The sequence below is a fragment of the Brevundimonas sp. AJA228-03 genome (genome assembly GCF_017795885.1).
Classification (GTDB): Bacteria; Pseudomonadota; Alphaproteobacteria; order Caulobacterales; family Caulobacteraceae; genus Brevundimonas.
In genome coordinates this window covers 1,172,551-1,195,008 of sequence record NZ_CP059297.1, presented here as the reverse complement: position 1 = coordinate 1,195,008, position 22,458 = coordinate 1,172,551, and the positions used below count along the sequence as shown (strand labels likewise).

The following is a 22,458-nucleotide window of genomic DNA, read 5'->3' as shown; positions in this document are numbered from 1 at the left end:
ATCTGGGGTCCGTCTGATGTTCTACCTGCTCTATCTCTATTTCGGCGACGCGGCGAAGGATTACCCGCTGCTGAACCTGGTCCAGTACCAGACGGTGCGCGTCGCCCTGGCCATGGCAACCGCCATGATCGTCGCGGTCATGATGGGCAGTCGCTTCATCGCCTATATGCGGGTCAAGCAGGGCAAGGGTCAGCCGATCCGCGCCGACGGCCCCGTCAGCCACCTGTCCAAGGTCGGCACGCCAACGATGGGCGGGCTGATGATCCTGGCAGGCATCGCCGTGTCGGTGCTGCTGTGGGGCGACCTGACCAACCCCTACATCTGGATCGTGTCGGGCGTGACGGCCGCCTTCGCCGTGCTCGGCTTCGTGGACGACTATGCCAAGGTGACGAAACAGACCTCGGCCGGCCTGACTTCGAAACAGAAGCTGGTGGCCCAGGTCATCGTCTCGGTCATCGCCGGTGTCCTGTTCGTGCTCTGGACGACCCGCTCACCGACGTCCCCCGGGCTTGAGATGTCGATCGCCTTTCCGTTCTTCAAGAACGTCCTGCTGAACCTCGGCTGGTTCTACGTCGCCTTTGCCGCCTTCACGATGGTCGGGTTTTCCAACGCCGTGAACCTGACGGACGGGCTGGACGGGCTGGCCATCGTCCCGGTGATGATGGCAGCGGCCGCCTTCGGAATCATTGCCTATCTGGTCGGCAACTTCATCTTCTCGGACTATCTGGGCGTCCACCATGTCCCGGGAGCGGGCGAGCTGGCCATCTTCTGCGCCGCCATCATCGGCGGGGGGACCGGCTTCCTCTGGTACAACGCGCCGCCGGCCAAGATCTTCATGGGCGACACCGGATCCCTGGCGCTCGGTGGCGCGCTCGGTTCCATCGCCGTGGCCACCAAGCACGAGTTGGTGCTGGGCATCGTCGGCGGCCTGTTCGTCATCGAGGCCGCCTCGGTCATGATCCAGGTCGCCTGGTTCAAGGCCACAAAGAAGCGCATCTTCCTGATGGCCCCCATCCACCACCATTTCGAGAAGCTGGGCTGGCCGGAATCGACGGTGGTCATCCGCTTCTGGATCGTGGCCGCCATGCTGGCCCTGGTCGGGCTGTCGACGCTGAAGCTCCGCTAGGCCGATGATCCCCGTCCCCGGTTATGAGGGCCGCCGCGTCGCCGTCTTCGGCCTCGGCCGGTCGGGCATCACGGCGGCGCGCGCGCTGAAGGCCGGTGGAGCCCTGCCCATCCTGTGGGACGACGGCGTCTCCGGCCGGATGCAGGCGGAGGCCGAGGGGTTTACGATCGAGGACCTGACCACCGCCGACTGGTCGCGGTTCGCCGCCCTGGTCCTGTCGCCCGGCGCGCCCCTGACGCACCCCAAGCCGCACTGGACCGTCGACAAGGCCCGCGCCGCCGCCGTCCCCGTGATCGGCGACATCGAACTGTTCGCTCGGGCGCTCGCCACCCTCCCCGAGGCGCAGCGTCCCCGCGTCGTCGCCATCACCGGCACCAACGGCAAGTCCACCACCACGGCCCTGATCGGCTGGGTGCTGAAACAGGCGGGGCTGACCGTCCACATCGGCGGCAACATCGGCATCGGCGTGCTGGCCCTGCCGGCCCCGACCCCGGACGCCGTCTATGTGATCGAGGTCTCCAGCTATCAGCTGGACCTGACCACCACCTTCGCGCCCGACGTCGCCATCCTGACCAACATCAGCCCCGACCACCTCGACCGCCATGGCGGCATGGAAGGCTATGTCGCGGCGAAGGCGCGGCTGTTTCAGCAGATGGGGCAAGGCCAGCTGGCGGTCGTCGGCATCGATGATCGTTGGGGCAGGGCCATGCTGACGGCGCTCAGTGGCCGAACCGTGCGCTACACGACCGTCACGACCCAGACGGTTATTGTGGGGAGCGACAGACGCGGAGGGTTCTCTCCGACCGCTTTGGACGGGCTAAATCCCGCCCGGGGGAAGGCGTTCGCGGAAGGCCGGTTCATGGAGTTGGACGCGACGGCCGGCGAGCTGACAGCTGATTCTGTCCTTGTCGCCGACCTGGCCACCGCCCGCTCTCTCCCCGGCCGACACAATGCCCAGAACGCCGCCTTCGCCTATGCCGCCGCCCGCGCGCTGGGTGTGTCGAACGAGGCCGCGGTCGAGGGCCTGATGACCTTCCCCGGCCTGGCCCACCGGATGGAGACCGTCGGCCGCCTCGGTCCCGTGCGGTTCGTCAACGACTCCAAGGCTACCAATGCCGACGCCGCCCGCCAGGCGCTGATGTCGTATCCGACCAGTTTCTGGATCGCCGGAGGCCGGGCCAAGGACGGCGGGATCCAGGACCTGCGCGATCTCTTTCCCCGCATCGCGAAGGCCTATCTGATCGGCGAGGCCGCTGCCGATTTCGCCCGCACGCTGGGCGACACGCCCCATGTCATCGCCGGGGACATGGCCACCGCCGTCGCCCTCGCCGCCGCCGATGCCCGGGCCGCCGGTGGCGACCAGGTCGTGCTGCTCAGCCCTGCCTGCGCCAGCTTCGACCAGTTTCCGGACTTCGAGGTGCGGGGAGAGGCGTTTCGGGCCGCCGTTCTTAACCTCGGAGCTACCCCTTCGGTTCATGGTTGAGAAACCATGACCGACGCGACCGCCCCCTATAGCCATCCGTTCTCGCGCAACGACCCCAGTCCGATTGCGCAGTGGTTCTGGACGGTCGACCGGGCGCTGCTGGGTGCCGCCCTGACGCTGATCGGCCTTGGCGTGGCGCTCAGCTTCGCCTCCTCGCCCGCCGCCATCCTGGCCGACGAGTCCATCACCGACCAGTTCCACTATTCCTGGCGGATGATCGTCTTCGCGACCTGCGGGATCGGCGGCATGCTGGCTCTTTCGCTGCTCAGCCCCCGCGGCGTCCGCCGGATCGCGGTCCTGACCCTGCTGGGAGCGATCATCGTCATGGCCATGCTGCCCTTCATCGGCGACACGGTGAAGGGGGCCGCCCGCTGGGTGAATCTGGGTCCGTTCAGCCTGCAGCCCAGTGAGTTCGCCAAGCCCGGTTTGATCGTCTTCGCGGCCTGGATGTTTGCGGAGGGGAAAAAGGGCCAGGGCGTGCCGGGCGTCTCCATCGCCTTCGGTTTCTACACGGTCGTGGTCGCCCTGCTGTTGATCCAGCCCGACATCGGCCAGACCTTGCTGATCACCACCACCTTCATGGCCGTCTTCTTCATGGCGGGCGTACCGCTGCGCTGGGTCGCGGTGCTGATGGGCGTATTCACGGCCGGCATGAGCGCCATCTATCTGCTCTTCCCCCACGTCCAGGCGCGGATTGCCAAATTCCTCTCGCCCGGCATCGAGGACACCCACCAGATCGACCGCGCCTCCGAGGCCATCCGCGCCGGCGGCCTGGTCGGGCGTGGCATCGGCGAGGGGGTCATGAAGCGCTCGGTGCCTGACCTGCATACCGATTTCATCTATTCGGTCGGGGCCGAGGAGTTTGGCCTGGTGCTCAGCCTGACGATGATCGCGCTCTACGCCTTCATCGTCATCCGGGGCATGCGGAGAGCGATGAAGCTGAACGATCCGTTCGAGCAGACGGCGGCGGCCGGCCTGTTCATGCTGATCGGGCTTCAAGCCTCGATCAACATCGCTGTGAACCTGAACCTGATCCCGACGAAGGGGATGACCCTGCCCTTCATCAGCTATGGCGGCTCCTCCATGCTGGCCATGGGCGTGACCATGGGCTTCGCCCTGGCCCTGACGCGGCGTCGCCCGGGAGCCTACGAGCCGGGAGCCAGCCTGGCCCGGCCGCGTCGCCTTCTGATGTCGTAACGGATCGGCATCGCGATTGATGCCGCACTGCAAAATCCCTATATGGGCTGCCTGCGAGCGGGGGCTTATCGCCCCGCGTCACGATCGGACCGCACTCCCCATGCTGGTCACCATGATGAAGGCCAAGCTGCACCGCGCGACGGTGACGCAGGCCGACCTGGATTATGAAGGCTCCATCGCCATCGACGGCGATCTGCTGGATGCGGCCGGGATCTTCCCCAACGAGCAGGTCGATGTGCTGAACATCACCAATGGCGCGCGCTTCACCACCTATGCGATCGAGGCCCCACGCGGGTCGAAAGTGATCGGCGTGAACGGCGCGGCTGCGCGGCTGGTGCAAAAGAACGACAAGGTGATCGTGGTCACCTATGGCCAGCTGCCGGTCGAGGAGGCGCGCCAGTGGTCGCCGACGGTCGTGCTGCTGGACGACGGCAATGCGGTGAAGAAAGCGGCCTGAATTGTTCGCCCTCTCCCCACCGGGGGAGTGATTACGCCCTGACCGCCCCGCGAGCCGCCTCGACCCCCAGCGCCTTCAGCGCGGCGGCGGCGATATGGTCGGCATCAAGGCCAGCCGTGACGTATTGGGCGGCGGGGCTGTCCTGGTCCTGGAAGACGTCGGGCAGGTGCAGGGTGCGGATCTTCAAGCCGGCATCCAGCGCGCCTTCCGACGCCAGGAACTGGAGCACGAAGGCGCCGAAGCCGCCCATGGCCCCCTCCTCCACCGTGATCAGCGCCTCATGCTCCCGCGCCAGGCGGGTGATCAGGTCCTGGTCCAGCGGCTTGGCGAAGCGTGCGTCGGCGACGGTGGCGGAGATGCCGTGGGCGGCCAGCAGGTCCGCCGCCCTGAGCGATTCCTGCAGCCGGGTGCCGAACGACAGGATGGCCACGGCGGTCCCCTCGCGCACGATCCGCCCCTTGCCGATCTCCAGCGGGTCGGCCAGCTCGGGGATCTCCACGCCCACGCCGTCGCCGCGCGGATAGCGGAAGGCGGAGGGTCGGTCGTCGATCTCGCAGGCGGTGGCGATCATGGCGGCCAGATCAGCCTCGTCGGCCGCCGCCATCAGGACCATGCCCGGCAGCGCGCCCATATAGCCGATGTCGAACGACCCCGCGTGGGTCGAGCCGTCGGCCCCGACCAGGCCGGCGCGATCCATGGCGAACCGGACCGGCAGCTTCTGGATCGCCACGTCGTGGACGACCTGGTCGTAGCCCCGCTGCAGGAAGGTCGAATAGATGGCGCAGAACGGCTTCATGCCGTCGGCGGCCAGACCGGCGGCGAAGGTCACGGCATGCTGCTCGGCGATGCCGACGTCATAGGTGCGCTTGGGAAAGGCCTGGCCGAACAGGTCGAGGCCGGTGCCGGACGGCATGGCGGCGGTGATCGCGACGATGGACGGGTCGATCGCGGCGCGCTTGATCAGTTCGGTGCCGAAGACCTTGGTGTAGCTGGGCGCGTTGGAGACCGATTTCGACTGCTTGCCCGAGACGACGTCGAACTTGACCACCGCATGCAGCTTGTCAGCGCTGGTCTCGGCGGGGGCATAGCCCTTGCCCTTCTGCGTCACGACGTGGACCACCACCGGACGGTCGGTGATGGCGGCGGCGTTCTTCAGGATGGGAACGAGGTTGTCCATGTCGTGCCCGTCGACGGGCCCGATGTAATAGAAGCCCAGCTCCTCGAAGAAGGTGCCGCCGACAATCATGCCGCGCGCGTATTCCTCGGCCTTGCGCGCAGCCTCACGGAACGGGCGTGGCATGTGCTGGACGACCTCGCGGCCGAACTTGCGGAAATTCTGATAGGCACCGCCCGAGACCTGTTTGGCCAGATAGGCGCTCATGCCGCCGACCGGAGGGGCGATCGACATGTCGTTGTCATTGAGGATGACCGTCAGCTGGCCGGTCGTCTCGGCCGCGTTGTTCATCGCCTCATAGGCCATGCCGGCGGACATGGAGCCGTCGCCGATGACGGCGACGACCTTGTTCTTCTTGCCTTGCTGGTCGCGGGCGGCCGCGAACCCGAGCGCCGCGCTGATCGAGGTCGAGGCGTGAGCCGCGCCGAACGGGTCGTATTCGCTCTCGGACCGCTTGGTGAAGCCCGACAGCCCGCCGCCCATGCGCAGGGTGCGGATGCGATCGCGACGCCCGGTCAGGATCTTGTGCGGATAGCACTGGTGGCCGACGTCCCAGATCAGAATGTCGTCCGGCGTGTTGTAGACATGGTGCAGGGCGACGGTCAGCTCGACCACGCCGAGGCCAGCGCCCAGGTGCCCGCCGGTGGTGGAGACCGCATCGATCGTCTCGGCCCGCAACTCGTCGGCGAGCTGCCTTAGCTGGGCGACATCGAACCCGCGCATGTCGCCGGGGACGTGAACCTTGTCGAGAAGCGGAGTGTCGGGCATCGAACGCGCAAACCTTGGCTTTATTGACTGTTTGTCGGCCGGTCTGACGCCGGACGTTTCCTCACTACGACCTTCGATTTAGCACGAAGTCCACGGTGGCCTTGAGGTTTTCGGCGTCGGGGCCGAACACGTCGAGGTGTCCGCGGGTCTGATCGGCCAGCTGCGCGACCCGACGACGCGCCTGATCGACGCCCAGCAGGGTTACAAAGTTGGTCTTGCCCTGGGCCGCGTCCTTCTGGGCCGCCTTGCCCAGCACCGCCTCGTCCCCGTCGAAATCCAGCAGGTCGTCGACGATCTGATAGGCCAGACCGATGTCGTGGGCGAAGTCGGTAAGGGCCTGACAGTGCCGCTCATTGGCCCGGGCGACGATCAGCGGGATCTCGAACGCATAGGTGAACAGGGCACCGGTCTTGAGCCGCTGCATCCGGGCGACGCCTTCCAGATCGTCGCGGACGCCCAGCAGATCGACCATCTGCCCCCCCGCCATGCCCCGCGCGCCCGAGGCCAGCGACAGGCGGGCCGCGAGGGCGCACCGGATGTTGGCGTCCTCGTGGGTATCCTCGTGCAGGATGATGTCGAAGGCGGCGGTCTGCAGCGCGTCCCCGGCCAGGACGGCGGTGGCTTCGTCATAGGCGCGATGAAGCGTGGGCCGGCCGCGACGCATGTCGTCGTCGTCCATGCAGGGCAGGTCGTCATGCACCAGGCTGTAGGCGTGCACGCATTCCAGCGCACAGGCGGCACGCAGCACCGGCCGCTCCTCGATGTCGAACAGCCGCGACGCTTCCATGGCAAAATAGGGTCGCAGGCGCTTGCCGGGACCCAGCGCCGCATAGCGCATGGCCTCGGTCAGGCGAGACTCTGGCCCGTCGGCACGCGGCAGGAGCTCATCGAGCGCCACGGTGACCAGATCGGCGACCTCGGCCACACGGTCGGCGACGCTCTGGACGGGGGCATTGGCGGCCAGGCGCATCAGAACAGCCTTCCCCCCAGCGGCACGTCGCGATCCACGCCAACCAGCACGACCTCGCCCTCCGCGTCCGGAAAGCCCAGGGTCAGGACTTCGGACATGAAGGGGCCGATCTGGCGCGGGGCGAAGTTGACGACGGCAGCGACCTTCCGGCCTGCCAGCTGTTCGGGCGTGTAGTGATGCGTAATCTGGGCCGAGGAGCGTTTGACGCCGATGTCGGCTCCGAAATCGATGGTCAGCCTGTAGGCGGGCTTCCGCGCCTCGGGGAAGGCCTCGGCGCGGACGACCTGACCGACGCGGATGTCGACGGCAGTGAAGACGTCATGGTCGATGCGGTCTGCGAGCGCCGTCTCCATCAGCTGAACTCGGCCGGTTCGACGCCGCGCGCGGAGCCGTCGGCCCCCACGACGATCTTCTCGACGCGCAGTTGGGCGGCCTTCAGACGGTTCTCGCAGTGCACCTTCAGCCGCGCGCCCTCTTCGTAGAGGGTGATGGATTCCTCAAGCGGGGCCTGACCCGATTCCAGGCGCGAGACGATGGTCTCGAGCCGCGACAGGGCGTCCTCGAAGCTGAGATCGGCGGGTACGGAAGGCGTTGCGTCTGACATCGCTCTCGACCCTAGAGGGGCTATGCGCTCGCTTCAACGGGGAAGCGAATACAGGATGGGGCGATTGCAGGAGGTAAGGAAATTCCTTACACTGTCGCCGTGGAGGTCTCATGGTCACGAGCAAATTGACATCCAAGGCACAGACCACCGTGCCCCAGGCCGTGCGCGCCGCTCTCGGTCTCAGCGAGGGCGACGAACTGCTGTACGAGATCGATGGAGACAGCGTGGTCCTGAAAAAAGTGCGACGGCCGGTCGGCGACGACCCCTTTGCGACCTTCCACGAATGGGATGGAGACGCAGATCGCAAGGCCTATGCCGATTTTTAGGCAGGGGGACGTCGTGCGCGTTCCGTTTCCCTACACTGATCGCAGCACCCGCCAGCGTCGGCCGGCGCTCGTCGTGTCGAACGGCGGGGTCGGAGATCAGGGCGCGTTCCTGTGGGTGTTGATGATCACGAGCGCGGACAATCGGCCCTGGCCAAGGGACGTTTCGTTCGGCGACGGTTATGAAACCGCCGGTCTGCCAGCCCCTTCCGTCGTTCGAACGGCAAAGATCGCGACAATCGACGCCTCGGCGGCCGAGCCCGTTGGTCGAATAGAGATGGAAATGATGCTGCGCGTCAGAAACGCGATCATCGGCGTGATCTGATGATCAGACCCGTTCGTAACGGCGCTGGGACCAGTATCTGAAGCCCTGGTTGTGAACCAGCTTCCAGCCGTCGGCCTTCAACCGGCCGCCGACCATGTGGTTGAAATAGCCGTGCGCCAGGACAAGCACATCCTCCCCGGCCTCGGCGCGGGCGATCAGCTTTTGCGCGGCGCGTTCGGCGCGGGCCTCGGCCTCGGCCCGCGTTTCCTGGCCATCGTGATGATCGAAGGCGTGCCACCAGAAGCGGGCGACGGCTCCCCAGTATTTGGGCGGCAGCTTGAACCACGATGGGAAATGCGGCGGCGGCAGGGGGGCTTCGATAAACATGACGTCCGAGGTGATCTCGCGCCCGGCCGAGATGGCGACAGCGGTCTCCTGGGCGCGCTGGCGGGTGGAGGCGAAGATGACGCCGACCCCCTGGGCGGTCTCGATCAGGTCGCGCGGCGGGGTCTGACCGGCCAGCAATCCGCCCAGCTCATATTTCGCCCACCAGTCGCGGTACTGGTCCGACGTCAGCAGGCATTTGCGCGACAGGGCGGGCTCGCCATGGCGGGCCAGGGTGATGGAACCGGTCCGGGTCGCCACCACCCGCGAAGCCGCCGTGGCGTGCGTTCGCGAGTCGGCCGGAGGATGATCGAGGGTGTCTGGCATCATGGTGAGGGCGGAAGATACGGGCGGCGCAACCGCCTGGACCTCTTCGTTACGCCTCCCCCAATGCCCGGACATGAGCGAGGGCCGAGCGGCCCAGTCCCTCAAGGTCGTAACCGCCCTCGAGCGAGGAGACAACCTTGCCGCCGCATCGATGGCGCGCGACCTCCAGAACCGCACGGGTCGCCCAGGCGAAATCATCGGCCTCCAGCGACTGGTGGGCCAGCGGATCGCGACGGTGGGCGTCGAACCCGGCGGAGATCAGGATCAGGTCCGGCGCGAAATCGTCGAGCGCCGGCATCAGGCCACCGGCAAAACGGGCGCGCCATGATTCGCGCGCGGCATGGGGCTCGACGGCGACATTGACGATGTTGCCGACCCCGATCTCCGACGGGGCACCGGTGCCGGGATACAGCGGCATCTGGTGGATGGAGACCAGGAACAGGCTGTCGTCCGCCTCGAACGCCGCCTGTGTTCCATTGCCGTGGTGGACATCGAAATCGACCACGGCGACGCGGGCCATGCCCTCCGACTGGGCCACGCGGGCTGCGACGGCGACGCTGGAGAACAGGCAGAAGCCCATGCTCTGGTTCGGTTCTGCGTGGTGGCCGGGCGGGCGGACAGCGGCGAACGCCCGGGCGGTCTGACCCTCCGCCACTGCGCGGACGGCATCGATGACCGCCCCGGCCGCAAGACGGGCGGCGCGGACGCTTCCGGGGGAAAGGACGGTGTCGGCGTCGAGCTGGGCCAGTCCCCGCGCGGGAGAGGCCTCGATCATGCGGGTGACATAGGCGGCCGGATGAATCCGCTCCAGATCGGCGACAGCGGCCTCGGTGGCGGCGCGACGTTCGAGCGACAGGTCCGAATCGTCCAGCGCCGCCAGTACGGCAGCCAGTCGCTCGGGGCGCTCGGGGTGACCTGCACCGGGCACATGGGCGATCATGTCGGGGTGGGTGAACAGGGCGACGGACATCGACGGCAGACTATCCGCGACATCGCGAAAACAACATGGGGGTTGAGGTCGTCCGCATCCCATTCCACAGGGACGGAATGACAGACGCCCGGATCCGCCCTGCCCGCCCCGACGATGCCGCAGCCCTCGGCGTGCTGGGCCGCCAGACCTTTATCGATACATTCGTGACCGGCTTTGCGATTCCCTATCCGGAGGCCGACCTGACGGCCTTCCTCGACGCCAGCTTCGCCGAAGCGACCATCGCCGCGAAACTGGCAGAGCCGGGGGCGGCCTGGTGGGTGGCGGAGCGAGAGGGGGCCTTGCTGGCCTTCGCCAACGCCGGGCCGAACACCCTGCCCCACCCGGAGGCTCAGTCGAGCCATATGGAGCTGCGGCGACTGTATGTCGGCCGGGGTGCCCAGGGACTGGGTCTGGGGACGCGACTGCTGGAGGTCTCGCTGGACTGGATGGAAGCCAACACCGACGGCCCGCTCTGGATCGGTGTCTGGAGCGGCAACGAAAAGGCACAAAAACTCTACACTGCCCATGGTTTCGGGAAGGCGGGCGAATATCAGTATCCGGTCGGCAAATGGCTGGACGACGAGTTCATCTTGCGGCGCGGCTGATCGAGGCTCAGGTTCGGATCATGCTCCTCCCCTTCTTCACCGCCCTGCGACAGGCAAAAGTGCCGGTCTCGACCAAGGAATGGCTTCACCTGATGGAGGCCATGGACAAGGACGTGGCCGGGGGGCGGGTCGAGGACTTCTATCACCTGTCGCGCGCGGTCCTGGTCAAGGACGAGAAACACTACGACCGGTTCGACCAGGTGTTCGGGACCGTGTTCAAAGGAATCGAGACGATCGGCGCTGGCGACGAGCCGACGCTGGACGTGCCCGAGGACTGGCTGAAGCTGCTCAATCAGAAATTCCTGACCGACGAGGAGAAGGCGGAGATCGAGGCGCTGGGCGGCTTCGAAAAGCTGATGGAAACACTCAGGCAGCGCTTGGAGGAGCAGAAGGAGCGCCACGAGGGCGGGTCCAGATGGATCGGCACCGGCGGGACCAGCCCCTTCGGCCACGGCGGCTACAATCCCGAGGGCGTGCGTATCGGCGGGCCGGCGAAACACGGACGCGCCGCCAAGGTCTGGGAGAAACGCGAATACCGGAACCTGGACGACACCGTCGAGCTGGGGACGCGCAACATCAAGGTGGCCCTGCGCCGCCTGCGCCGGTTCGCGCGCGAAGGCGCGGCCGAGGAGCTGGATATCGACGGCACGATCGACGGGACGGCGCGGCAGGGCTGGCTCGACATCCGGATGCGCCCGGAGCGGCGCAATACGATCAAGGTGCTGCTGTTCCTGGACGTCGGCGGGTCGATGGATGGCCACATCAAACTATGCGAGGAGCTGTTCTCGGCAGCCCGGACCGAGTTCAAGAACCTCGAATTCTTCTACTTTCACAACTGCCTCTACGAGGGTGTCTGGAAGGACAACCGCCGTCGGCATTCCGAGAAAATCCCGACCTGGGACCTGCTCAATCGCTACAATGGCGACTGGCGGGCGATCTTCGTCGGCGACGCCACCATGAGCCCGTACGAGGTCACCATGCCCGGCGGATCGGTCGAGCACTGGAACGAGGAAGCCGGGGCGATCTGGATGCGGCGCGCGCGGTTGCAATGGGACAAGTCGGTGTGGCTGAACCCGGTGGCCGAGCGGTACTGGAGCTACACGGCTTCCGTGAAACTGCTCAGCGAGGTCATGGACGAGCGGATGTATCCGCTGACACTGGACGGGCTGGACCGGGCGATGCGGGTCCTGACGCGCTAGCCTGTGCGGTGACGCAGAGGTGAGATGCGGTGCTCGGCCGTCCGTGTCACTGTCCGCGACGATCTGGAGGCCACCGATGCTGACCGCCCTGATGATGGCAACGATACTGCAACAGACGGTGCCCGTATGGGACACGTCGCAGGCGGAACCTCCGGTCGTCACCGAGGCCGTCGCACCCGCCGTGCACCTGCCCGCATGGGCCCTCGCCGATCCGTTCGGCTGGGAGCGGTCGCAGTGCAGTCCGCTTCTCAGGAAGGACGCGTCCCTGGAGATCTGCCAGGCGCGTGTGCGGGGCGAATTGTCGGCCGCCCTGGGGGATCGCCTGCCGGCGGGCCTTCAGCCACCGGGCGAACCGGTGCCGTGTCTGGCCACCCCGGACGATACAGGTGCCTATCCGCTTCAATGCGGACTGCCGGAGCGGCGCACGGCACAGACCGTGACGCCCCGCATCGCCGACTGCCGTTCGCGTCCCACGCGGCAAGGCGGATCGGTCGCCTTCGTGACCGAATGCGAGCCGGAGGCGGGAGAGACCCGCGGTCTGACCTTCCGGCTTGGCGACCGCGATTGAGCCGGAACGCAAAAAGGCCGCTCCGACAGGAGCGGCCCTTTCGTTCATGCGGAGAACGGAAGCCCTAGTTTCGCTTGTGGTTTTCGTGAAGGCTGTCCTTGAGGCCACCGATGGTATTCTGGACCTTGCCCGCGACCTGCTCGGCCTTGCCTTCGGCTTTCAGCTTCTCGTCACCCGTGAGATTGCCGAAGCCCTCCTTGATCTTGCCACCGATGTTCCTGGCGGCGCCTTCAACGCGATCATGATCGGCCATGGGGAGGCTCCTGTCGTTCGGCGTCGGCCACAGCGGCGACGCTTCAGCAGACAGAGCGAACGATCCGGAAAGGCGTTCCGTATGCTGGAGCTTAGCGCCTGAGCCATTTCGCCACCGCCCAGGCGTGGGCATCGTGGCGAAGCTCGGCCAGGGCGGTTCGAGGATGCAGCCAGACCAGTTCGTGGTCCGCCTCGACCTTTCGGGCCGGATCGAGCGCGAGCATTTCAGCGATCCAGAACCCGCCGACATTGTTGACGGGGGCACCGTCGGACTTGCGAAAGAACTGACCCGCCCTGGCGATGCGTTCCAGCGGCCGGACCGCCATCCCGGTCTCTTCGACGAACTCACGGGTCAGGGCCTCTTGTTCTGTCTCTTCGCCATCGACGGCACCGCCGGGCAGGTCGAGATAGGGCGTGTCGCGCGTGACGCGGACACAGGCGACCTTTTCGTCGTGGAAGACCAGTCCAAAGACGGCTGGACGGAGCAGATAGGTCGCCCCCGCCTCAGCCTCGCCGAACTGCAACGCGGGTGTCAAAGTTCGAAGGCCAGACGCGCGCGGACGCCCTTGTGCGCCCCGTCGATTTCCACCGACGAACGCAGGCCCGAGGCCATGGCGGTGATGATCTTGCCGCCCAGACCGGTTCCCTTCGGCTTGCCGTCGCCGAGACCCGGACCATCGTCCTCGACCGTCAGGATGGCGCGCCCGGCTGAGTCAGGTTCCAGGATCACCCGGATTTCGCCGGTCTGACCCGGCGCATAGGCGTATTTGACCGCATTGGTGACAAGCTCGGTCACCACGACCCCCAGCGACACGGCCTGATCGATCGTGACCCTCATGGCGCTGGCCTCCAGGATGATGACGGGCGAACAGTCATCGGGACCCAGGGACTTGGACAGTTCGTCGACCAGGCCTTCCAGATAGGCCTGCATGTCCACCGTCTCCATGTCGCCGGAGGTGTAGAGACGCCGGTGCACATGGGCGACGGCCTCGATGCGCGCCTGTGCCTCCCTCAGGGCATTGCGGGCTCCCTCGTCAGCGAGGTGACGCAGTTGCAGGGACATGAAGGTCGAGACCAGTTGCAGCGAGTTGCCGACCCGGTGATTGACCTCGCGCAGCATGGCTTCGGCGCGATCGCGGGCCAGGCGTACCAGTTCCTGGGCCTCCTCGTTCTCGCGCTCCAGGCGACGACGCAGCAGCGCAGCCTCCAGCGCCGAACGCAGCAGGGCGGTGAAATCCTCGGATACGTCCTTGATGACATAGTCGGCCGCCCCAGCCCGCAGGGCGGCGACCGCGATCCGGCCTTCCTGGGCCCCGGTGACGTAAACGACCGGTGGCGGTGCCGGGCGGTGCAGCAACTCCGGCAGGACGTCCAGCCCGTCGCGGCCGGGCATGTAGTGGTCCAGCGCGCAGACGTCATAGTTGTCGGCATCCAGCGCTGCGACGCCCGCATCGCCATCGGCGGCGAGGGTCACCTCAAAGCCGTGGCGGCCGAGTTCCTTCTGAACGAGCCGCGACAAACCACGGTCGTCGTCTATGTAGAGCAGCCGGATGGACGGCTTGTCAGGGGTCATTGGATGTCCGGGGCCTGCATGACCGACAGGAACAGGCCCAGCTGCCGGATGGCCCCCGCAAAGCTTTCATGGTTGATCGGCTTGGTGATGTGGACACTGCAGCCCAGGTCGTAGCAGCGCTGGATCTCGGTCTTGTCATCGGTGGTGGTCAGGACGACGACCGGCGCGCTCTTCAGGCGATCGTCCTTCTTCACCTCGGCCAGGATGTCGGTGCCGCTCATATCCGGCAGGTTCAGGTCCAGCAGGATCATCATGGGACCGTTGGCGCGGACCTCGTCGCTGAACAGATAATCGAGCGCCGGCTGGCCGTGATCGAAATGGATGATCTCGTTGGAGATGTTGGCCCTGCGGATATTCTTCTCGATCAGTTTGGCTTGACCATGATCATCCTCGACCATCACGATCTTGCCAGGATTTTTGTTGGTCAAAGGGCGTCTCCGGCCTCGTCGAGGATGAGGCGTCTGGGGAATTTCAGTCTGAATGTCGAGCCTTCGCCCGGAACCGACTCGACCGTGACCTCACCGCCCAGACGGCGAACGCTGTTGCGGACGAAGGCCAGGCCAAGGCCCTCGCCCTTCTGGTCCTGGCGGCCCGCGCGACGGAACAGCTCGAAGACCCGTTCATGGTCTTTTTCAGCGATACCGCGACCATTGTCGGCGATCGCGTATTCGACCCAGCCGCCGGGCAGATCGCGGCCGTTGACCTCGATGCGCCCGGGTCGACCGGGCTGCAGGTATTTCACCGCATTGTCGATCAGATTGCCCAGGATCTGTTCCATCGAAAGGCGATCGCTCTCGATCGGCACCATTTCGCCGACGACCACCTCCGTTTCGGTAGCCTCAAGCTGGTGGCGCACGGTGTCAGCGATCCGCTCTGTCATGCCGCCGATGTCGAGTGTTTCCGGCACCAGATTGCGCCGACCCTCACGCGACAGCTTCAGGATGGAATTGATCAGCCGGTCCATCTTCTCCGTGGAGGCACGGATGAATCCGACCGCCTCGGGAATGTCCTCTCGCGCGGCGGTCAGCGCATCCCGTTCCAGCAGCTCGGGTGCGACCGTCTCGACCTTGGTCATCTGAAGATCGATGGTCCTGCCGGCCTGCTCCAGCTCGGCCGTGTAACCCATCACATTGACCAAAGGGGACCGCAGGTCGTGACTCACGATATAGGCAAAGCGCTGCACCTCTTCGTTCGAGCGGACAAGGGCGGCCGTTCGAGCCTTCACCGTTTCCTCAAGTCCCGCATTCACACGGTCGACCGTAGCCTGAGCATCCTTGAGTTCAGCCAGATAGCGCCACACCAGCAGGAAGACGACCGCTCCCAGCAGCAGGATCAGAACACCGGCGATTCCATTGACGACGGCCGTGAAGGTGGCCGAGCCCTCGGACTGCGCCCGCCCCTGGGCAAGGCGGGTGCCCATCCGGCGGTCAAGATCGCCGAGTTCGGACTCCAACTGCTCCATCAGGGCCTTGCCGCCCCCCTGCGCGATCCGCCGGGTCGCCTGCTGGCCCTGCCCAGTTTGACTTAGAGCGATGACCGCTCCCATTTCGAGAATCTTGTCTCGCGACAGGCGTGTCACGGCTTCGACCGTCGAGACATCGACCGGATCGTTTCCCAGCCGCTCGGCCAGAGTGTCGACCAGATAGGCATTAGCCTGGACCGCCCGGTCATACTCCATGCGAAAGCTGTACAGTCCCGTCAGGACGTAGCCGCGCTGGGCCGTCTCCGCATCCTTGAGATTGAGCAGCAGGAGCCGGCCAGAGCGTCGGGCCTGCCAGGCCGCCTCGACCTGGTCGTTGAACGCGGCCGTACGCTGGATCATCACGAAGGTGGTGGCGTTGACGATCAGCAGAAGCAGGATCGCCACTGACAGCAGCAGGACGATCGAGCGTCCCAGCGTGCGCTGCCGCAGAAGCGCGCCGACGTTCGAGACGATGTCCGAGAACGAAACCATAACCCGGTGCTTTAGCGGAGCGGTATCGCCTGTCCAGAGAAGTCGTTCGTGGCGTAACATCTGCAAGGCTAGAGCATTGGGACAAGAAGCTGTGCCGTTCAGGGAGTTCGATTTCATGGTGTCGTGGTGGTGGTTCATCCCGACGGCTGTCGCCGTCGTCGGAGCCTTGATCCTGATCAGCGGCCTGGCCGGTCTTTTCAAACGTCGCTTCTTCGGGGGACTGTTCGGCACCCTGGCCGGCGGCGTCCTGCTGGGGGCGGCGCTGGGTGCGGCCCTGCTTGGCCAGAACGTCCAGACCTATTCACGTCTGAGCTATGAGCGGCCGGTCGCCAGCCTGTCGGTCCGGCAGCTGGCGCCCCGGTATTTCGAGGTTACGGTTGCCCAGCCCGCGACGGACGACCTGCCCGCGCGCACGGCGGTCTACCCCGTCAACGGCGATGAATGGCGGATGGAGGCGCAGGTGCTGAAGTGGAAGCCGTGGGCCAATGTGATGGGTCTGGACTCGCAGTACCGGCTGGACCGGCTGTCGGGCCGTTATCAGGACATCGACCAGGAACGCACCGGCGCGCGCAGCGTGCATGCCCTCCATGTCGAGGAGCCCGGGACGATAGCGGGCGTCCAGACGCCGTGGTCGCTGAGCGCCTGGGACATGGCACGCAGGTCTCGTCGCTACGTCAACGCGGTCGACACCCTGTACGGCTCGGCCGCCTATATGCCGATGGCGAATGGCGGCACCTATGAGGTCTGGATCACCCAGTCCGGCCTGGTCGCCCGGCCCACCAATGACGCTGCGCGAGCGGCGTCGGCGGGAGGGTTCGTGCGGGTAGACTAGACACTGCCCAGGGTTCGCAGCCGCGCCCTGGGGTGAACCTCGTTCTGACTCATGACCACGGTCTGGCCCCGGAAGCGTTCGATGATCGAGCGAACATAGGGACGGATCTGCGGGCCGGTCAGCAGGACGGCGCTTTCGCCAGACATGGCGGCGCGTTCGAACACGTCGCGGACCGCGCGGATGAAATCCTGAAGCCGTGACGGGGCCATGGCCAGCTGCTTGTCCTCGCCGCCGCCGACCAGGGCCTCGGCAAAGGCGCTTTCCCATTCGGGCGACAGGGTGATGATCGGCAGGGCCCCGTCCTCGCCCTTGTACTGCCAGCACAGTTGCCGGGCCAGGCGGGTTCGGACGTGCTCGACCAGGGTGGTGACGGACGAGGAATGCGGCGCGGCTTCGGCCAGACCTTCGAGGATGGCTCCGAGATCGCGGATCGACACCTTCTCACGCAGCAGGGCCTGCAGCACGCGCTGCAGGGTGGTGACGGTGACGACCGACGGCACCAGTTCGTCGACCAGCTTCTTTTCCTCGACGCCCAGTTCCTTGATCAGCTTCTGCACCTCGGCATAGCTGAGCAGTTCGGCCATGTTCTCCTTGAGGATTTCGGTCAGATGGGTGGTCAGCACGGTCGAGGGATCGACGATGGTGTAGCCGCGGAACGTGGCCTCTTCGCGCAGGCTCTCATCGATCCAGGTGGCCGGCAGGCCGAAGGCGGGTTCCTTGGTGTGTTCGCCGGGCAGTTCGACCTGACTCCCCGCCGGGTCCATGGCCATCAGCGAGCCCAGACGCACCTCGCCCTGACCCGCCTCCATCTCCTTGATGCGGATGGCATAGCCCTGGCTTGGCAGGCGCATGTTGTCGAGGATACGCACCGAAGGCATGATGAAGCCGTATTCCTGGGCCAGGGCGCGGCGCAGGGCCCGGACCTGATCGGTCAGGCGACGGCCCTCCAGGTCGTTGATCAGCGTCAGCAGGGAATAGCCCAGCTCGATCTTGACCTCGTCGATGGTCAGGGCGGTGCCAATGGGCTCCTCGACGTCTTCCTTGGGCTTGGCGTTGACGGCGTCGCTCTCGACGAGCGGGGGCTTCAGCTTCGCCCGGCCAAGACGCCAGGCCATGAAGCCCGCGCCGATGGCCAGGGCCGAGAACGGAATGATCGGCATGCCGGGGATCAGGGCGAGCAGACCGGCGGCGGCCGACACCACGCCGAGGCTGACGGGGTTGGTGGCCAGCTGGGCGACCAGGGCCTTGTCGGCGGAGCCCTCGACACCCGCCTTTGACACCAGGAAGCCCGCTGCGATCGAGATGATGATAGCCGGGACCTGGGTGACCAGACCGTCGCCGATGGTGAGCTGGATATAGGTGTTGGCCGCCTCGCCGATCGGCAGGCCATGCTGGACGGTGCCGATCAGGATGCCGCCGATGGCGTTGATGAAGACGATAATCAGGCCTGCCACAGCATCGCCGCGCACGAACTTGGACGCGCCGTCCATGGCCCCGAAGAAGGTCGATTCCTGCTCCAGTTCCTTGCGGCGCAGCTTGGCCTGTTCCTCAGTGATGAGGCCGGACGACAGGTCGGCGTCGATGGCCATCTGCTTGCCCGGCATCGAGTCGAGGGTGAAGCGGGCGCTGACCTCGGCGATGCGGGTCGAGCCCTTGGTGATGACCACGAAGTTCACCACCAGGATGATCGCGAAGATGATGATGCCGATGATGAAATCCCCGCCCATCATCAACGCCCCGAAGGCCTTGATGACCTCACCGGCCGCATCGTGACCCTCGTGACCGTGGGTCAGGACCAGCCGGGTCGAGGCCAGGTTCAAGCCCAGACGGAACAGGGTCGAGATCAGCAGCACCGTCGGGAAGATGGCGAAGTCCAGCGGCCGCTTCATCATCAGCGCCGTCATCAGGATCAGCACCGACGAGACAAGGCTGATGGCCAGCAACAGATCGAGCAAGAACTTCGGCACCGGCAGGATCAGCAGCAGGATGACGCCGATCACGCCGACAGCCATGCCGACCTCGCCGCGCATCAGCCAGCCCCGGATGTCCCCCCCGGTCGGACGGGCCATGCCGTCCTTCATCATGACAGGCGTGTCGGTCACGCGCGACCCAGCCGGGTCAGGGCCATCCGCGTCGCCTCGGCAATCACCGCGGCGTTTCGGGCATCGGAGGTGTCGCGGCCGGCGTGGTAGTAGGCGGCGACGATGACCGGATCACCGGTCGGCGGATACAGGATGCCGATGTCGTTGGTCGGTCCGTACCCGCCGGTTCCGGTCTTGTGCGCGACCTGCCAGCCGTCCGGCACGCCGGCCTTGAGGCGGTCGACACCGGTGGGGGATGCGAACATCCAGCCCAGCAGAATGGTCTTCGACTCCGCCGACAGGGGCGAGGTCGGGTCGACGAACAGGCGGTGCAGGTTGGCGGCGGACTGACCCGGAGTGATGGTGTCCTTGTCGCCGTCGAGCCGGTTCATCTCTGGCTCGAAGCGATCGACGCGGGTCGAGATGTCACCGATACCGCGATAGAAGGCGCGCATGGCGTCGAGGCCTCCGAGCGCCTTCAGCAGCAGATTGGCGGCCGGATTGTCGGAGACCTCGACCGTGCCCTTCATCAACTGTTCGACGGTCAGGCTCCCGCCGACGGCGGGTTCGGTCACCGGGGCGTGGTCGAGCATGTCGGCACGGGTGATCGGAATGGCCCGGTCGAGCTGTTCCTGACCGGCCTGGACCCGCATCAGGATCGCGGCCGCCAGATACATCTTGAACGTCGAGCAATAGACGAACCGCTCATCGCCGCGCGCGGTCAGCCGACGGCCCGAGCCGAGGTCGTGGGCGAAGAAGCCGAAGCGGCCGCCGTGTTCTGCTTCGAGCGCGGACAGGTCGAACACTTCAGGGACAGCCGGTGCCGACGCAGCGGCGGGCGACGCCTTTGGGGCACAGCCCATCAGGCCGACTGCACCGAGGCCGGTCAGGACACTTCTGCGGTCCGCGATGACCATTTCAGGCCGCGCTCACGCCGTAGCCGGCGGTGGCGATGCCGGTCTGGGGGGCCATGATCTGCGTGCCCTCGTCGGCATATTCGTTCAGCTTGTTGCGCAGGGTCCGGATCGAGATGCCCAGGATGTTGGCCGCATGGGTCCGGTTGCCCAGGCAGTGGGTCAGGGTGTCGAGGATCAGGCTCTTTTCCATCTGTGCGACGGTCTGGCCGACATAGGCGCGAGACACCGCATCGGCGGTCTGGGCGGCGCGACCGGCCAGTCCATTGTCGACCGCCCCTCCCACTGCCCCCATCAGGGGTTGTCCGTCCGGCAGGCGGATGGCCTCCGCGTCGATCTCCGACCCAATGGCCAGCAGGACCGCACGGTGCATGGCGTTTTCGAGCTCCCGCACATTCCCCGGCCAGCGGTGGGCGGCCAACGCACGGCGCGCGTCCAGCGACAGCGGCCGCACCGGCACGCCATTGGCGGCGGCGTATTTCTTGACGAAGTGGTCGGCCAGAACCGCCACGTCGCCCGGCCGCTCGCGCAGGGCGGGCAGGCGCAGGTTCACGACGTTCAGGCGGTACAGCAGGTCCTCGCGGAACGTGCCCTCGGCCACGGCCTTGGCCAGATCGCGGTTGGAGGTGGCGATGATGCGGATGTTGACCGGCACGGGCCTGGTGCCGCCGACCCGGTCAATGATCCGCTCCTGGATCGCGCGGAGCAGCTTGGCCTGGAGCCGGGCATCCATCTCCGAGATTTCGTCCAGCAGCAGGGTGCCTCCGTCGGCCTCCTCGAACTTGCCGATCCGCCGGGCGACCGCTCCGGTGAAGGCCCCCTTCTCGTGTCCGAACAGCTCGGATTCCAGCAGGTTGTCGGGGATGGCGGCGCAGTTGACGCTGATGAAAGGGCGTTCGGCGCGCTTGGAATGGGTGTGGAGGTAACGGGCCATCACCTCCTTGCCGACGCCGCTTTCGCCGGTGATGAGGATAGAGGCCTCGGAGCGCGCGACCTGGTCGGCCAGCTTGATGACGGCCTGCATCGAGGGATCCGCCGAGATCAGCGGACGCTCGTCATCGGCGACGGCGGCCAGAACGGCGGCGATCAGGTCGGCCTCGGGCGGAAGGGGGATGAACTCCTTGGCCCCCGCCCGGATGGCGGCGGCGGCCTTGTCCGCATCATTGTCGACACCGCAGGCGACCACCGGCACGAAAATCCGCTCGGCCTCGTTGGCAGCGATCAGGGCCCCGATGTCGAGGTTGTAGTCGACCATGAGCAGGTCGGCCCCCTGCCCGCGCCGGAGCTGTTCCGTCGCCTGATCGGTGCGCTCGACGTGATTCACCTTGGCGCCGTGCGCCATGGCCATCTTCACCGCCGCCGCGAGCTGGCCCGAGAGCCGTCCAACCACCAGAAGCCGCATAGGTCTTCTCCTCTACTTCTTACGCGCGATCCGAACGCCTAGGCGCTCGTATCATCGGTCTTGACGATTTCCGTCATGGTCACGCCGAGACGATCCTCGACGACGACGACCTCCCCGCGGGCGACCAGACGGTTGTTGACGAAGATGTCGATGGCCTCGCCGACCTTGCGGTCGAGCTCGAGCACCGAACCTCGATTGAGCTTGAGTAGCTGGGCGACGGTCATGTGGGCCTTGCCCAGCACGGCCGAGATGTTGACCGGCACATCGAAGACCGTCGCCAGGTCAGCCGCGGACTTGTCCCCGGAGTCGTCGACCGTAGCGAGGGCGGTGGAGTCCGGAAACTCCTCAAGGGCAAGATCGTCGGCCATCAGTGTTGACCTCCATGGTCAAGGGATTCTGCATGTCCGGCCTCGGTAGCGAGGGCGGATCGGAGTGCGGTGGCAATGCGGTCGGCGGCGGCGGCGGGGTCGAAATCGGCGCGCCCGTCGGCCCACTCCAGCTGGAAGGCCGCGATCGGCAGGCCCGGGTCATCGCGGAAGGCCACGAGGCCCGAGAAGCCCGCATCGACGCAGACCGCCTGGATCCTGGTGCGGGCGGTATCGTCCAGGCCGGAGGCGCGCACGACCAGCCGGGGCGAGGCATCGATCTCCTGCCCGAGGGTCTCCAGGGCCGATTGCAAGGGACCCATCGGTAGATGATCCAGAGCGGTGGCGGCAATGACCCGGGCGGCGGCCATGGCCAAATCGGCGGCCTGTTCGCGGTGCTGGTGAGCCACCTGGTTCAGGGCAGGCGCGGCCATGGCAACAGCCTGTCCGATCGAGGACAGGGCCATGGCCGACAGGCTCGCGGCCTCGGCCAGGGCGGCCTCGCGGGCCTCCAGCCGAGCCTGGGCGACCAGGGCCTCGACCTCGGCCGGCAGATAGGCGCGCTTGGCCGGCCGGAAGGTTGAGGCACGTACGACGCTGCCCGCTCCATCGAACTCGGTGTCGAAGGCGAAGGGACGGCTGCTGAGGGGGGCTGTCTCGACCAT

The 22,458-nt window shown here is 66.4% G+C and carries 26 protein-coding genes; 10 read left to right on the top strand and 16 right to left on the bottom strand.

The annotated features are described in order from the left end of the window. The first annotated feature begins 16 nt into the window (after window positions 1-16). From mraY to panD, 4 genes are all read left to right on the top strand, one after another. Window positions 17-1,126 (top strand): phospho-N-acetylmuramoyl-pentapeptide-transferase, encoded by a 1,110-nt coding sequence (mraY, locus tag HZ989_RS05895; RefSeq protein WP_209322692.1) that lies wholly within the window; start codon window positions 17-19, stop codon window positions 1,124-1,126. A gap of 4 nt (window positions 1,127-1,130) precedes the next feature. Then, a complete protein-coding gene (murD, locus tag HZ989_RS05890) occupies window positions 1,131-2,609 on the top strand; it encodes a UDP-N-acetylmuramoyl-L-alanine--D-glutamate ligase (RefSeq protein WP_209322691.1) in 1,479 nt (492 codons plus the stop codon). 6 nt (window positions 2,610-2,615) lie between these two features. Beyond that, a complete protein-coding gene (locus HZ989_RS05885) occupies window positions 2,616-3,806 on the top strand; it encodes an FtsW/RodA/SpoVE family cell cycle protein (protein WP_209322690.1) in 1,191 nt (396 codons plus the stop codon). 100 nt (window positions 3,807-3,906) lie between these two features. Then, window positions 3,907-4,263 carry an aspartate 1-decarboxylase gene (panD, locus tag HZ989_RS05880; protein WP_209322689.1) on the top strand — a complete coding sequence of 119 codons (357 nt, stop codon included), beginning with the start codon at window positions 3,907-3,909 and terminating at the stop codon, window positions 4,261-4,263. 31 nt (window positions 4,264-4,294) lie between these two features. Here panD and dxs read toward each other — a convergent pair whose 3' ends face one another. From dxs to HZ989_RS05860, 4 genes are all read right to left on the bottom strand, one after another. Continuing rightward, complete coding sequence (gene dxs, locus HZ989_RS05875) at window positions 4,295-6,205, bottom strand: 1-deoxy-D-xylulose-5-phosphate synthase (protein ID WP_209322688.1); 1,911 nt, start codon at window positions 6,203-6,205, stop codon at window positions 4,295-4,297. 64 nt (window positions 6,206-6,269) lie between these two features. Beyond that, window positions 6,270-7,175, bottom strand: coding sequence for a polyprenyl synthetase family protein (locus HZ989_RS05870; RefSeq protein WP_209322687.1), 906 nt, complete (start codon window positions 7,173-7,175; stop codon window positions 6,270-6,272). Further along, window positions 7,175-7,528 (bottom strand): tRNA-binding protein, encoded by a 354-nt coding sequence (locus HZ989_RS05865; protein ID WP_209322686.1) that lies wholly within the window; start codon window positions 7,526-7,528, stop codon window positions 7,175-7,177. The genes HZ989_RS05870 and HZ989_RS05865 overlap by 1 nt, the downstream gene beginning before the upstream one ends. After that, the gene (locus tag HZ989_RS05860; protein ID WP_209322685.1) at window positions 7,528-7,779 is read right to left on the bottom strand and encodes an exodeoxyribonuclease VII small subunit; all 252 of its coding nucleotides are present in this window, start codon (window positions 7,777-7,779) and stop codon (window positions 7,528-7,530) included. Before HZ989_RS05860 ends, HZ989_RS05865 begins: the two co-directional genes overlap by 1 nt. A gap of 110 nt (window positions 7,780-7,889) precedes the next feature. Here HZ989_RS05860 and HZ989_RS05855 point away from each other — a divergent pair, with 110 nt between their 5' ends. Further along, window positions 7,890-8,105, top strand: coding sequence for an AbrB/MazE/SpoVT family DNA-binding domain-containing protein (locus tag HZ989_RS05855; RefSeq protein ID WP_209322684.1), 216 nt, complete (start codon window positions 7,890-7,892; stop codon window positions 8,103-8,105). A gap of 13 nt (window positions 8,106-8,118) precedes the next feature. Next, window positions 8,119-8,427, top strand: coding sequence for a type II toxin-antitoxin system PemK/MazF family toxin (locus HZ989_RS05850; RefSeq protein WP_245162474.1), 309 nt, complete (start codon window positions 8,119-8,121; stop codon window positions 8,425-8,427). Window positions 8,428-8,430: 3 nt separating this feature from the next. Here HZ989_RS05850 and HZ989_RS05845 read toward each other — a convergent pair whose 3' ends face one another. Continuing rightward, a complete protein-coding gene (locus HZ989_RS05845; RefSeq protein ID WP_209322683.1) occupies window positions 8,431-9,081 on the bottom strand; it encodes a phosphoglycerate mutase family protein in 651 nt (216 codons plus the stop codon). A gap of 46 nt (window positions 9,082-9,127) precedes the next feature. Beyond that, entirely contained in the window at window positions 9,128-10,048 is a 921-nt protein-coding gene (locus tag HZ989_RS05840) for a histone deacetylase family protein (protein WP_209322682.1), read from the bottom strand. A gap of 77 nt (window positions 10,049-10,125) precedes the next feature. Here HZ989_RS05840 and HZ989_RS05835 point away from each other — a divergent pair, with 77 nt between their 5' ends. The 3 genes from HZ989_RS05835 (at window position 10,126) to HZ989_RS05825 (ending at window position 12,420) form a co-directional block, all read left to right on the top strand. Continuing rightward, a complete protein-coding gene (locus tag HZ989_RS05835; RefSeq protein ID WP_209322681.1) occupies window positions 10,126-10,653 on the top strand; it encodes a GNAT family N-acetyltransferase in 528 nt (175 codons plus the stop codon). Window positions 10,654-10,673: 20 nt separating this feature from the next. Further along, window positions 10,674-11,852, top strand: coding sequence for a VWA domain-containing protein (locus HZ989_RS05830; RefSeq protein ID WP_209322680.1), 1,179 nt, complete (start codon window positions 10,674-10,676; stop codon window positions 11,850-11,852). A gap of 76 nt (window positions 11,853-11,928) precedes the next feature. Then, entirely contained in the window at window positions 11,929-12,420 is a 492-nt protein-coding gene (locus tag HZ989_RS05825) for a hypothetical protein (protein WP_209322679.1), read from the top strand. A gap of 64 nt (window positions 12,421-12,484) precedes the next feature. Here the strand turns inward: HZ989_RS05825 and HZ989_RS05820 are convergent, their stop codons facing one another. The 5 genes from HZ989_RS05820 to HZ989_RS05800 form a co-directional block, all read right to left on the bottom strand. Further along, a complete protein-coding gene (locus tag HZ989_RS05820; protein WP_209322678.1) occupies window positions 12,485-12,673 on the bottom strand; it encodes a CsbD family protein in 189 nt (62 codons plus the stop codon). 91 nt (window positions 12,674-12,764) lie between these two features. Further along, window positions 12,765-13,196, bottom strand: coding sequence for an NUDIX domain-containing protein (locus tag HZ989_RS05815; RefSeq protein ID WP_245162473.1), 432 nt, complete (start codon window positions 13,194-13,196; stop codon window positions 12,765-12,767). Between the two features lie 8 nt (window positions 13,197-13,204). Continuing rightward, the gene (locus HZ989_RS05810; protein ID WP_209322676.1) at window positions 13,205-14,245 is read right to left on the bottom strand and encodes a sensor histidine kinase; all 1,041 of its coding nucleotides are present in this window, start codon (window positions 14,243-14,245) and stop codon (window positions 13,205-13,207) included. Continuing rightward, window positions 14,242-14,673, bottom strand: coding sequence for a response regulator (locus HZ989_RS05805; protein WP_305852216.1), 432 nt, complete (start codon window positions 14,671-14,673; stop codon window positions 14,242-14,244). The genes HZ989_RS05810 and HZ989_RS05805 overlap by 4 nt, the downstream gene beginning before the upstream one ends. Beyond that, window positions 14,670-16,199 carry an ATP-binding protein gene (locus tag HZ989_RS05800; protein ID WP_209322675.1) on the bottom strand — a complete coding sequence of 510 codons (1,530 nt, stop codon included), beginning with the start codon at window positions 16,197-16,199 and terminating at the stop codon, window positions 14,670-14,672. The genes HZ989_RS05805 and HZ989_RS05800 overlap by 4 nt, the downstream gene beginning before the upstream one ends. 76 nt (window positions 16,200-16,275) lie before the next feature. Here HZ989_RS05800 and HZ989_RS05795 point away from each other — a divergent pair, with 76 nt between their 5' ends. Continuing rightward, a complete protein-coding gene (locus tag HZ989_RS05795) occupies window positions 16,276-17,031 on the top strand; it encodes a hypothetical protein (protein ID WP_245162472.1) in 756 nt (251 codons plus the stop codon). Here the strand turns inward: HZ989_RS05795 and flhA are convergent. The 5 genes from flhA to HZ989_RS05770 are packed head-to-tail and all read right to left on the bottom strand — an operon-like array spanning window position 17,028 to window position 22,458. Continuing rightward, a complete protein-coding gene (flhA, locus tag HZ989_RS05790) occupies window positions 17,028-19,115 on the bottom strand; it encodes a flagellar biosynthesis protein FlhA (protein WP_209323054.1) in 2,088 nt (695 codons plus the stop codon). The genes HZ989_RS05795 and flhA overlap by 4 nt on opposite strands. 14 nt (window positions 19,116-19,129) lie before the next feature. Next, window positions 19,130-20,029 (bottom strand): class A beta-lactamase, encoded by a 900-nt coding sequence (bla, locus tag HZ989_RS05785; protein WP_209322674.1) that lies wholly within the window; start codon window positions 20,027-20,029, stop codon window positions 19,130-19,132. Window position 20,030: 1 nt separating this feature from the next. Beyond that, window positions 20,031-21,428 (bottom strand): sigma-54-dependent Fis family transcriptional regulator, encoded by a 1,398-nt coding sequence (locus HZ989_RS05780; protein WP_209322673.1) that lies wholly within the window; start codon window positions 21,426-21,428, stop codon window positions 20,031-20,033. 38 nt (window positions 21,429-21,466) lie between these two features. Continuing rightward, window positions 21,467-21,799, bottom strand: a complete 333-nt coding sequence (gene fliN / locus HZ989_RS05775; protein WP_209323053.1) for a flagellar motor switch protein FliN — start codon at window positions 21,797-21,799, stop codon at window positions 21,467-21,469. Then, the gene (locus HZ989_RS05770; protein ID WP_209322672.1) at window positions 21,796-22,458 is read right to left on the bottom strand and encodes a flagellar assembly protein FlbE; all 663 of its coding nucleotides are present in this window, start codon (window positions 22,456-22,458) and stop codon (window positions 21,796-21,798) included. The genes fliN and HZ989_RS05770 overlap by 4 nt, the downstream gene beginning before the upstream one ends.